The 12,076-nt window shown below is 58.9% G+C and carries 10 protein-coding genes; 5 read left to right on the top strand and 5 right to left on the bottom strand.

From position 1 onward, the window contains the following. Nucleotides 1–1,415: 1,415 nt before the first annotated feature. The 5 genes from BN1130_RS02550 to BN1130_RS02530 form a co-directional block, all read right to left on the bottom strand. A complete protein-coding gene (locus BN1130_RS02550; protein ID WP_042040100.1) occupies nt 1,416–2,396 on the bottom strand; it encodes a helix-turn-helix transcriptional regulator in 981 nt (326 codons plus the stop codon). A gap of 330 nt (nt 2,397–2,726) precedes the next feature. After that, nucleotides 2,727–3,113, bottom strand: coding sequence for a SirB2 family protein (locus BN1130_RS02545; RefSeq protein ID WP_042040099.1), 387 nt, complete (start codon nt 3,111–3,113; stop codon nt 2,727–2,729). Further along, on the bottom strand, nt 3,110–4,966 hold the full coding sequence (locus BN1130_RS02540; RefSeq protein WP_042040097.1) for a monovalent cation:proton antiporter-2 (CPA2) family protein: 1,857 nt from the start codon (nt 4,964–4,966) through the stop codon (nt 3,110–3,112). The genes BN1130_RS02545 and BN1130_RS02540 overlap by 4 nt, the downstream gene beginning before the upstream one ends. Then, nucleotides 4,966–5,562 (bottom strand): glutathione-regulated potassium-efflux system oxidoreductase KefF, encoded by a 597-nt coding sequence (kefF, locus tag BN1130_RS02535; protein WP_042040095.1) that lies wholly within the window; start codon nt 5,560–5,562, stop codon nt 4,966–4,968. The genes BN1130_RS02540 and kefF overlap by 1 nt, the downstream gene beginning before the upstream one ends. A gap of 39 nt (nt 5,563–5,601) precedes the next feature. Then, nucleotides 5,602–6,444, bottom strand: coding sequence for a LysR family transcriptional regulator (locus BN1130_RS02530; protein ID WP_042040094.1), 843 nt, complete (start codon nt 6,442–6,444; stop codon nt 5,602–5,604). 129 nt (nt 6,445–6,573) lie between these two features. Between BN1130_RS02530 and BN1130_RS02525 the strand changes: the two genes are divergently transcribed. The 5 genes from BN1130_RS02525 (at nt 6,574) to BN1130_RS02505 (ending at nt 12,059) form a co-directional block, all read left to right on the top strand. Further along, complete coding sequence (locus BN1130_RS02525; RefSeq protein ID WP_042040092.1) at nt 6,574–7,296, top strand: SDR family oxidoreductase; 723 nt, start codon at nt 6,574–6,576, stop codon at nt 7,294–7,296. Between the two features lie 176 nt (nt 7,297–7,472). Continuing rightward, entirely contained in the window at nt 7,473–7,796 is a 324-nt protein-coding gene (locus BN1130_RS02520) for a hypothetical protein (protein WP_042040107.1), read from the top strand. Between the two features lie 66 nt (nt 7,797–7,862). After that, entirely contained in the window at nt 7,863–8,306 is a 444-nt protein-coding gene (locus BN1130_RS02515) for a DUF411 domain-containing protein (RefSeq protein WP_042040089.1), read from the top strand. Nucleotides 8,307–8,513: 207 nt separating this feature from the next. Then, complete coding sequence (locus BN1130_RS02510; RefSeq protein ID WP_042040088.1) at nt 8,514–10,679, top strand: S9 family peptidase; 2,166 nt, start codon at nt 8,514–8,516, stop codon at nt 10,677–10,679. A 408-nt stretch (nt 10,680–11,087) separates the two neighbouring features. Then, nucleotides 11,088–12,059: a TAXI family TRAP transporter solute-binding subunit gene (locus BN1130_RS02505; protein WP_042040087.1), complete on the top strand. Its 972-nt coding sequence runs from the start codon at nt 11,088–11,090 to the stop codon at nt 12,057–12,059. Nucleotides 12,060–12,076: the final 17 nt, after the last annotated feature.

Below are 12,076 nucleotides of genomic sequence, written 5' to 3'. Positions count from 1 at the left end.
CCGCTCCGCCAATAAATAGAGAAGGCCTTCCCAATCGGGAAGGCCTTTTTGCTTTTGTGCGTTTTTAAGCCGCACTGCAGGTGTAGTACCTGGCATTTGAGTAGGGGGACTTCATCGCTGAGGCCTGTCGGGCTGCTAGGTGTCTAGGGGGGGTGATTGAGATCGTGCTTGCGGAGGAAAATTAACTCATGGCGAATTGATCGCTGCGATCATCCAGCGCAATTGCGTTTTGGTCTTTGTACTCTCTATGTTGCCCAATGCCCAATGCCCAATGCCCAATGCTTGGGAATTGATGTGGATCCGCAAGCGAGTCAGCCAGGCTTGTCAGGATCTTGCGCTGATTGCGTCTTGGACCTAAGAGAGGGTTCGTAAGAAGCAACAGGTGCTAACCAGGTGCATTGACTGCTTTATGCATGACGAGTTGAGCGATGGTGTGTTCAGCGCGATTGGATTCTCATGCTCTCCTGGATGCCTCAAGTGGGCCAACTGTGTAGAACCATGAGGCGTTCCACCCTGCAGGGAACGATGCATGTGGGGGTATGTCAGGGGATAGAGGCTATGAAGCGCGAGAATAAGAAAAGGGGACGGCTGAGCCGTCCCCTTAAGTCGTGTCGTCCAGTCCTTGAACTGCAAATGCTCCCTGCATTCCCTGACTGTATCCAAATCCGTTGGATTTCCCCTTCCCAATCCGTTGGGGTGTCCATATGTCATCCTGACCCAGCAATCCATCCTGATTGCTGCACTGTCTCCATCCTGGAGGTGTCCATTACCACATCCCGTGGTGTTCCTGCGTCATCCTGACAGACAATCATCCTGATTATCTCGTCTTCATCCTGAAGCTCGTCCTAACCACATCATGTGGTGATCCTGGGTCGTCCAGACTAATAACCATCCGGGTTATGCTTCTCCATCCTGGAGGTGTCCATAACCACATCCTGTGGTGTTCCTGGCCGTCCTGGCGGATAACCTTCTGGTCATCCAACCTCATCCTGAGGTGTCCTGTGGTTAGTCCTTTATTCTTGTGGGCATGCATCCTGTAGATGCCCGCGCCGTCCTTGTGAGATAGATAATAAGGGATAGAGATGAGGCTACAAGAGGGGGGTGAGAGAGTTAAATCTGGAAAACGATTTTACACAGCGTCTTTATTGTGTTTTTTCACATATAAATCATGAAGTTAATTTGTTCCACCTGAAAGCGAGTAGTGCTGGAAGTGGCCTGACCTACGATACGAAACAGCGGGCTCTTACAGGGGGTATGGACGATCTCTCACAAGCAGATAGAAGGGTGTTTTTGGTTTCAAGAGGAACTTAATATTCACTAGCTGTAATCAAATTTTTTTGAAGCTTTCTGCTTGTTATTCCACCTTCTCTGTTATTTATGCCTGAAAAAGCCGGGCTAGGCCCGGCTTTCTATTATCAGTTGGCCCGACTGGTGGGGTAGGCCTTGCGAAGGGATTCCGGTGCCAAGACTTCCAGATTGCCTTCCATGTTATTGAGCCAGTTGCGGAACTCCGGGGTGTCCTGCACTTCGGTCTCAACCACCACGCTGCGTTTGTCATAGCGAGTCATGCGTGGGTTGTGGCCCGGGATCTGGCCATCCGTCAGGGTGGCGCTGTTGGCATCTATGCGGCCAACGAAGCGGATGGGACCGCTGACGTCCTGGTAAGACTGCTCGCGGATCAGTTTTTGAACGTTGAAGTCCTTGGGCTGAGTCGCGCTGAAGTTGGTCAGCTCCACATCTTTGATGTGGTCGAACGGTATGCCATACACCTTGGGGTCAAGCTCGGACAAGGTACAGAGCAGGGTAGGGCCATCGGCCTGGTTCAAGATACCGAGCGGATTGATACGGTCATAGCAGAGCCACACGGTGCGCTCTTTGATGACACGCTGGATCTCGGCGCTGAACTTGCGGCCTCGCCAGAGGGCATCGCGGATCAGGGTGCTGCGGCGAATTTCCGGGTTACCGGCGAATGGACGCGGTGACTGATGCACGCTCTCGAGCCAGCGTTCGGCCAGTTCACTCTGACTGTCGCGGATAACCTGGCTGGCCTTGTCGATCAGCGGGTTCAATTCCGTCAGGACGCTCGCCGGCAGCAGCTGGCTGGCCTGGTCGCTCCAGGTTTTGAGGGCGACGGCGAGGGAGAGCGGCATGATATTGGCAAAGTCGTTGAGGCCATGGCGCTCGAAACACCAGCCGTGAGGCTTGCTGCGCTCATCAGAGGTCAAGTCAAACAACCCCATGCCAGACATCTCTTCCAGGTCCCGTTGCACGGTCCGCAGACTGACATGTATGCCTTCTTCTTCCAACTTAACTTGCAGTTGGCTGGCGGTCAGTTTGTAAGGGCGGTGCGGGATGCAACGCGCCAAGGTCAGTTGTCGTAACAGCTTCTTGCTCATGGTGCTTGCCTTCACTGGATTAGCGTTGAGTCTATCCTAGTCAGTGGTTGCGACAGTCTATGTCGCAAGTTTTGCTGCGACAAGTGTCGCCATTTTCATACAGCTCTAGTTAAGCTGTTGATTATTAATGGTTAGTTGAATTTAAGTTGCTGTTATTACTTCAAAATTAGTTGGTGGTGAGGGGAGAGACTGGGTCATTCACCGGCCGTACTTGAGGGCATGAGGGTAAACCGGGCGTTGAGATCTCAACTATGGGGGAGCAAAGGCGCGGAAAATCTGGTTAGGCGGGTACTGTCAAAGAAAAGGGGGAGGCCGATGCCTCCCCTATTGTCAGGCGAACCAGGCCCAGGGCGACTTGCTGACGGCGACCCCGATGATGTAGTTGAACACCAACAGGGCGGCGATGCCCGCGATCACCTTCTGTTTGCGGTCGGGGCGCTTGAGTGCCATCACGCCGAGGCCAATATAGACCACCAGCGCAATCAGCTTGGCCAGCAACCAAGGTTGGGAACCCGGGCTCATCTGCAGGGTGACGGCCAGCATGATGCCGGCCAGCAGCAACAGGGTGTCGTTGAGATGAGGCACTATCTTGAGCCAGCGCTGTTGCAGACGAGGGCTCTCGTTGATGGCGAGGGCCCAGCGATAGATGAACAGCAGTATGCTGACGATGGCGAGGGTCATGTGCAGGTGTTTGAGCAGGGGATAATAGGCAATCATTTTGCTTCCTTGTCTTGGTTGGGGAGGCCGCTATCCCAGTTATGGGCATGGACATGCTCCTGACCCTGCTGATCGTCTCGCAACAGATCCGAGAGTATGTCCCTGTATTGCAGGCTCTTGTTGATATAGGTGTGTTCGTCATCCAGATAATTTATCTGTTCGCGCAGCAGCCAGTTGTCATGGCGCTTGAACATCTGGCCGGCACGCCAGGCCTGATTGGCACGAAATCCCAGGTTAGTGAGGGCTTCCACCCCAAGATCCACCGCCGACCCCAGGGTCTCACGAAACACGCCATCGACACCCAGGCGCAATATGTTGTGGGCATGGGGTCTGTCCTGGGCGCGCGCCAGTATCTTAAGGTGCGGGAAGTGTTTCTTCACCATCTCGATGACGGTCAGCGAGGTGACGGGGTCATTGATGGAGAGCACCAGCAGCTTGGCCTTGTGCGCCCCGGCGGCATGGAGCAGATCGATGCGGCTGGCGTCGCCATAGAACACCTGATAGCCAAACTTGCGCAGCGTCTCTATCTGGCTGGCATCCTGCTCCAGGATGGTGGTGCCTATGCCATGTCCATGCAGCAGACGGCCCACTATCTGACCGAAGCGGCCAAAACCGGCAATGATCACCGGATTGTCCAGGGCCTGGGGCTGTTCATGTTCAGGGCGTTCCGGCTGGCTGCGATAATCGAACCAGGGCTGGATCACCTTGTCGTTGAGGATCAGCAGCAGCGGGGTGAGTGCCATGGAGAGCGCTACCACCAGCGTCAGCAGGCCTATCATGGGTTCCGGCAAGACCCGGTTCTGGCTGGCGAAAGAGAACAGCACAAAGGCGAACTCCCCTCCCTGAGCCAGTGCGAGGGAGAAGGTCCAGCGTTGGCTGGGGGATACCCGTAGCACCAGGCCAATCGCCATCAACACCAGCCACTTGAGTGTCATCAGACCTATCACCAGGGTCGGGATCAGCACCGGGTGCTCGGCGAAGAGCCCGAAGTTGATACCGGCGCCCACCGACATGAAGAAGAGCCCGAGCAGCAATCCTTTGAAGGGATCGATATCCGCCTCCAATTCGTGGCGATACTCGCTATCCGCCAGCACCACTCCCGCGAGGAAGGAACCGAGGGCGGGGGAGAGACCAACCGACTCCATCAGCACGGCGATACCGATGACCAGCAACAGGGCGGCGGCGACGAAGATCTCCCGCATGTGCGACTGGGCAATGGCCCGAAACACAGGGCGCATCAGGTAGCGGCCACCGAAAATGATGCCCGCGATGGCGGCGGCGACCAGCAGGCCGTGTTGCCAGCCTGCCAGCTCACTCTGATCACTCTGGGCCACGGGCGCCATGGCGAGCAGGGGCAGCAGCGCCAGTATGGGGATGACGGCGATATCCTGGAACAGGAGCACGGCGAAGGCGGAACGACCGCTCTCGCTCTGCATCTGTTTGCGCTCCTGCAGGCTCTGCAGGACGATGGCGGTGGAGGAGAGTGCCAGGATGAGCCCAATGGCCACCCCTTGCTGCCAGGGCAGTCCTATGAGGCAGGCAAAGCCAGTCAGGGCGGCGGTTGACAGTGCGACCTGGAGGCCGCCTGTGCCCAGAATGGGTCCCTTTAGCTGCCAAAGCAGGGCGGGCTTGAGTTCCAGGCCCACCAGAAACAGCATCAGGACTACCCCGAATTCGGCGAAATGCATCACATCCTGACGCTCCCCGACCAGACCGAGCAGGAAGGGACCTATCACTATGCCCGCCAGCAGGTAACCAAGCACTGAGCCCAGCCCCCAGCGTTTGGCCAGCGGCACGGCGATCACCGCCGCCGAGAGGTAAATAAAGGCGTCAAACAGAATGCCGTGTCCCATCAGATAACCTCCAGCAGATCGCGCAGATAGTCGACCCCGTCCAGCTGGGTCGGGCTGAGCCGTTCATCGCGCAAGGCGAGCAGCAGCTGGCGATATTCCTGGCCGCAGCGGCGCAGCGCCTCGGGATCATTGAGTTTGTGGAAGGAGTGCAGCACAAAGGGCGGCAGCCACTGCATGCCGCACAGCCGGGCCGTCTGGCTGAAGGGGCGCAGGAAGTCGATCAGCGGGCTCTTGTTGTAACCCTCCTGGCAATAGGACTCTGGAGCCCCTCCGGTGGTGATGGCGCTCAACCACTGCTTGCCCCCCAGACCGTTGCCATCCGGGCCATAGGCATACCCGTACTCGAGTACCAGATCCAGCCACTCCTTCATGATGGCGGGGCAGGAGTACCAGTAGAGCGGGTGCTGGAAGACGATGATATCGTGCTGCGCGAGCAGGGCCTGCTCCTGTTTCACATCGATGAACAGGTCGGGATAGTGCTGATAGAGGTCGTGAATGGTCACGCCCTCCAGATCCGAGATGGCTTGCAGCAGCTCGCGATTGGCCTTGGAGCGCTGCAGGGCGGGGTGAGAGAAGATCACCAGAATGCGTTTCATAGGGTCATGACCTGGGGCATGGAGTTAGCTGGAAACTTATCAAGAAGCGGGCCCTGCGGCCAGCTCGGGGATCAATGCGGACAGGGCCGGGCTCAGGGTCTGACGTGCCGGATAACAGAGCCCGATACGGCGAAACATCCGCGGCCCGGCGAGGGGAACTGCGCGCAGGGCCGGCTCTTCCTCGATCAGGCCATCGGGCAGAAAGCTGATGCCTGCCCCGGCCAGTACCAGGGCCATCACCAGCCCCTTGCTCTGGGCCTTGGCGACCAGATTGAGGGTGATCCTGTCGCAGGCGAGTAACCCCAGGGTCTGCTGATGGGCCTCGCAGGGCGGACACTCGATGAAGTCATGGGCCTGCAGCTCATGGAGCTCGACTCGTTCGCGCAGGGCCAGGGGGTGGTCGATGGGCACGCACAAGACATAGTCCTCTTCCCAGAGCGGCAGGAAGATTTCGTCCTCCCGGCGCAGCACATCCAGGGTCAAGCGGCAGTCGGCTGGCGTCTCAGGGTCTGACAGGGTCAGGTCCAGGGAGGGTAGATGCCGCTGGATCCGTTGCAGCAGGGTAGCGAGACGGCGTTTGCTCAGATCCGGCATCACGGCGAGGTTGAGGCGGGCCCGGCTCGCCTTCTGGCGAAACAGCTCGGGCAGGCGGCGCGCCTCTTCAACCAGTTTCACCGCATGGGGGTAGAGATAGTGGGCAGGGGGCAGGGCCTCGACCCCTCTCTTGCCGCGCAGGAACAAGGTGTCTCCCAGGCTCTCCTCCAGCTGGCGCAGGCCTGCGGAGAGGGAGGGCTGGCTGACATGGCAGCGTTCGGCGGCGGCGGTGATGTTCTTCTGCTCATAGATGGCGATGAAAAACCGCAGCAGTCTCAGGTCCAACATGGCATTACCATAGTTATTTCAGATGATAACCAGCGGAAATCTATATTTATCGCTGATAGATAGCGCGACTATAGTGATTGGACTCGGTGCTGACCAGCCCCTCTCTTCCATCAAGGTAAGGAAAATACCATGTCCAACTCCCTTGTCGTCGTGACCGGTGCCTCCGCAGGCATAGGTGCCGCCATTGCCCGCGCCTTCTCGGCGGCCGGTCATCCCTTGTTGCTGCTGGCCCGCCGGGTCGAGCCCATGGTGGCGCTCGATTTACCCGATTGCCTCTGCCTCTCCCTCGATGTGACGGACAGTGCCGCATTTAAAGCCGCCATCGTTCAGGCCGAGGCGCGCTTCGGCCCGGTGGGCTGTCTGGTCAACAATGCCGGTGTCATGCTGCTCGGCCAGGCCGATGCCCAGGATCCCGCCGAGTGGCAGCAGATGCTCAACATCAATGTGATGGGGGTGCTCAATGGCATTCATGCGGTGCTGGCCGGGATGAAGGCGCGGCGCAGTGGCACCATCATCAACATCAGTTCGATTGCGGGACGCAAGACCTTCCCCAACCATGCAGCCTATTGCGCCACCAAGTTTGCGGTACATGCCCTGACCGAAAATATCCGCGAAGAGGTGGCCGATTTGGGGGTGCGCCTGGTGACCATAGCGCCGGGGGCGGTCGAGACCGAGCTGCTCAGCCACACCACGGATGAAGACATCAAGGCCGGTTATCACGGCTGGAAGGAGAGCATGGGTGGCGTCATATCCCCCGAGGTGATCGCCGAGGCCGTGCTCTATGCCTGGCGTCAGCCCGCCGGTGTCTGCGTGCGCGAGATAGTGCTGGCCGCCACCCGTCAGCAGCCTTGAGTGGTGCGAAGGGCCAGCTGCCTCGCAGTGACCGACAGGCACTGCTCGTCGAGCAAGCGGATCGGCCATCAAGCTGATCCCGATCAAGGGTTGCCCCGCCGGCACCCTTGACCTTACCCCAGGGGGGCGGGTTAGCATGAGGGCCTGTTTTCCCAGAGCGTACCTTGACCCGCACCATGCTGCTGACCCCTCGCCAATTCGATCATGCCCGCCGCTGGCTGCCCCTCTGGGGTCTGCTGCTGGTGTTGATGTCGTTTGGCAGCCGGGCCGCCGCGGATCTCTGTACCCTGACGCCCCATTGCAGTGAAGCCGAGCGCAGCCTGGAGAAAGCCATGCCCTGCGGCAGCTTCACCGCCGTGCTGGCCATGAGCCTGGTCAGTAGCGACAGCCTGACCCTGGCCGAGTTGAGCCCGGCCGACCCCGAATTCATTGCGCCTTCCCTTTATATGCCTTCGCCGCCGCTGGCGCGACTCGAACGCCCACCTCGCACCGCAATCTGATGATGGTTAACCCCAGCCGGGGTCCTTTGTTTCCATTCAGCTGAAATAACATCAGTCGAGGTCGTTATGTCTACACACAAGATCCCAGCCCTGTGGTTGGCGCTGATGGCGGGTCTCACCAGCCTGTCTACCCTGGCCGCCGAGCAGATGACGGTCTACAAGTCCCAGTATTGCGGCTGCTGCGAGCAGTGGATCAAGCACATGCAGGAGAGTGGTTTCGAGCTCAAGGTGGTCGACACCGAGCAGCTAGCCCCCCTCAAGCAGCAACATGGGGTGACGCCGCAGCTGGCCTCCTGCCATACCGCCCTGGTGGGTGGATATGTGGTGGAAGGTCATGTGCCGGCCGCCGACGTGCAGCGCATGCTGGAACAGAAACCGGCCATCCGGGGATTGACTGTCCCTGGCATGCCGCAGAGTGCCCCCGGCATGGATATCCCGGGTCAGCCTTATCAGGTGCTGGCCATCGATGAGGCGGGTCAGACCGCACTCTGGGCCAGCTACCCGGGCTAATGGCTCTGGGTGAGGATTTCCCCCATGTGAGGCACACCTGAGCGAATCTTGCCTCACCCAGGAGCTGGATCAGGCCGTTCTCTTCACAGAACGGCCTTTTTCATGGGTGCCTCTTGCAACCGGGCGTCACAAGGGGCAGATTGATGACCGATTAAGGGGGCGTCAGTCCCCCGTGTTAACCCTTAAATAAATCGCAAAGGATGCGACATGTTCAGCTTTTCTCGCTGCCTCCTGTTGCTGTCTGCGCTGGCCGCAGGCACAGCTTCATATGCCAATGATGAGTCCCCCATGCCGATGAAAGACGTGCCGATGACAGATGCCGCCCCCCAGCCGCCTCTGGCTGCCAAACACCCCAAGATCCTCAAGAAGCACGGGCAGAGCCGCACCGATAACTACTATTGGCTGCGCGATGACGATCGCAAGGATCCGGCCGTGCTGGCCTATCTCAATGCCGAGAATGCCTATACGGCGGCGCGGCTGGCGCCGAGTGCCCCCCTGCGGGCCCAGCTCTACCAGGAGATGGTGGCGCGTATTCCCCAGCAGGATGCCTCTGTGCCCTATGTCAAGAATGGCTATCGCTATCAGACTCGCTATGAGCCGGGCAAGGAGTACGGCATCTATACCCGTCAGGGAGTGGAGAAGGGGGAGACGGTGACCCTGCTCGACAGCAATGAGCGCGCCGAGGGCCATGATTTCTACGAGTTGGGGGCCCTGGAAGTGAGTCAGGACAATCGCTGGCTGGCGGTGGCGGAAGATTATCTCTCCCGTCGCCAATATCAGGTGCAGTTCCTGGATTTGAACAGTGGTCAGTGGGCCAGCGACAAGCTGGACAACACCTCGGGCAACATCGTCTGGGCCGCGGACAACAAGACGCTCTTCTATGTGCGCAAGCACCCGCAGACCCTGCTGCCCTATCAGGTTTACCGCCACACCCTGGGCTCGGATCCTGCCAAGGATCAGCTGGTCTATGAGGAGAAGGATGACACCTTCTATGTCAGCATCGGGGCCACCACCTCGGAAGATTTTATCGTCATCTCTCTGTCCAGCACCACCACGGACGAGGCCTGGCTCATCGATGCCGAGCATCCGCAGCAGGCGCCACGGCTCTTCCTCAAGCGCCAGCCGGATCATGAATACACGCTGGATCATTACCGGGGCCGCTTCTATGTGCGCTCCAACAAGGACGGCAAGAACTTCGGCCTCTACGAAACCAAGGAGAGCCCGGTCGATCGCTGGCGTCCCGTGGTGGCACCGCAAGCGGACGTGCTGCTCGAGGGTTATGCCCTGTTCAAGCAGTGGCTGGTGGTGGAGGAGCGCAGTCAGGGGCTGACCCGACTGCGTCAGATCAACTGGCAGAGCGGCGAGCAGAAGGAGATCAGCTTCGACGATCCCGCCTATGTCACCGGCCTCTCTTACAATCCGGAGCCGGACACCGAACTGCTGCGTTACGGCTACAGCTCCATGACCACGCCGACCTCCACCTATGAGCTGGATATGGCGAGCGGAAAACGCACCCTGCTCAAGCAGCAGGCGGTGGCGGGCTTCAAGGCAGAGCGTTACCAGAGCGAGCGGCTCTGGGTGCAGGCCAGGGACGGCGTCAAGGTACCTGTCTCCCTGGTCTATCGCACGGATCTGTTCAAGGCGGGCAAGGCCCCCTTGCTGGTCTACGGCTACGGCTCCTATGGCGCCAGCATGGATCCCGATTTCAGCTCGGCGCGGCTCTCTTTGCTGGATCGCGGCTTCGTCTACGCCATCGCCCATGTGCGGGGCGGTGAGGAGCTGGGCCGCCAGTGGTACGAGGATGGCAAGCTGCTCAACAAACAGAACAGCTTCCACGACTTCATCGATGTCACCAAGGCGCTGGTGGAGCAGGGTTATGGTGCCAAGGATCAGGTCTATGCCATGGGCGGCAGCGCAGGCGGCTTGCTGATGGGGGCCGTCATCAATCAGGCGCCCGAGCTCTATCACGGTGTGGTGGCCCAGGTGCCCTTCGTCGATGTGGTGACCACCATGCTCGACGAATCCATCCCGCTCACCACCGGGGAGTATGACGAGTGGGGCAACCCCAACAAGAAGCGCTACTACGACTACATGCTCGACTACAGCCCCTACGATCAGGTCAAGGCGCAGGCCTATCCCAACCTGCTGGTTACCACGGGTCTGCACGACTCCCAGGTGCAGTACTGGGAGCCCGCCAAGTGGGTGGCCAAGCTGCGGGAAATGAAGACGGATCATAACGAGTTGCTGCTCCATACCGACATGGAGGCGGGCCATGGTGGAAAATCCGGTCGTTTCAAAGCCTATGAGGACATCGCCCTGGAGTTTGCCTTCCTGCTGCAACTGTCTCAGCCGGAAACCGTCAAGCCGGGCTAAGGGATAGCCAGTCGCGGCCCTATTTGGTCGGGCCGCGACAGTTGTTAATTTCTATGACTCATGGGAATCCCAAGTTCGCTACTGAGCGAGAGAATAGGATGACTTCTGTCATAAATTACGCTATTTCTAGCGCCATTTTTGCACTCCTGTTTGATTTATGTTGACGGTGTGTGGTTAAAATCTGAGTGCGTTATTTTTGATTTGCTTGATAAAACAGGTAAATCGTCTTCGGTCGGCAGGATGCTGGCGTCTATTCGCAGGGTTGCGACAATCTTGGTGCTGCCATGCCTGGCAGACGCCATCTCCTAATCGGGGTCGAGACGGACCAGCCTGGTGCTGAGGGCCGCTCCTTTGATTTCACCCGGGAGTCGGGTGATGTAAAACCCAATGAAAAAAAGGATGGAAAACATGAAAGGATTATCCTTGGCGTGCGCCATGTCCGCCGTGCTGGCTGCTGCCTCTTTCGGTGGTGCCGTGCAAGCGCAAGAGCGTTTCGTGACCATAGGCACCGGCGGCCAGACCGGCGTCTACTATGTGGCGGGCCAGTCAATCTGCCGCTTCCTGAACCGCGGCGCCGCCGAGCACAACATCAAGTGCAACGCCCCGGCCAGCGGCGGCGGTGTCGCTAACGTCAACGGTATTCGCAGCGGTGAGTTCAACTTCGGCATCATGCAGTCTGATCACCAGTACAAGGCGATGAAAGGTCTGCCCCCCTTCCAGGCCGAAGGTGCCATGGATGACATCCGCGCCGTCTTCTCCCTGCAGAGCGAAGTGTTCACCATTCTCGCCCGCCGTGACGCCAAGATTGCCAGCTTCGACGATCTGAAAGGCAAGCGCGTCAACATCGGCAACCCGGGCTCCGGCCAGCGTGACACCATGGAAGAGATCATGGCCGTCAAGGGCTGGGACAAGTCTGCCTTCAGCCTGGTCTCCGAGTTGAAACCCGCCGAGCAGGCCTCTGCCCTTGGCGACAACAACATCGATGCCATGAGCTACTTCGTGGGTCACCCGAACGGTGCCATCCAGGAAGCGACCACCACCACCGATGCCGTACTGGTACCGGTGACCGGCGCTGACATCGACAAGCTGCTGGCCGAGAAGAGCTACTACACCAAGGCCGAGATCCCCGGTGGTCTCTACAAGGGTAACGACAAGCCGACCCCGTCCATCGGTGGCAAGGCCGTACTCTCTACCAGTGCCAAGGCCGATCCTGAAGTGGTCTACCAGCTGGTCAAGTCCGTGTTTGACAACCTGGACCGCTTCAAGCGCCTGCACCCGGCTTTTGCCGACCTGAACGAGAAAGACATGATCAAGGTCGGTCTGTCTGCTCCGCTGCATGAAGGCGCAGTTCGCTATTACAAAGAGCGTGGCTGGCTGTAATTGCGGTGATTAGGGAC

It is taken from the genome of Aeromonas rivuli (assembly GCF_000820045.1).
In the GTDB taxonomy this organism is placed as follows: domain Bacteria; phylum Pseudomonadota; class Gammaproteobacteria; order Enterobacterales; family Aeromonadaceae; genus Aeromonas; species Aeromonas rivuli.
This window is presented reverse-complemented; position numbering and strand designations above follow the sequence as displayed.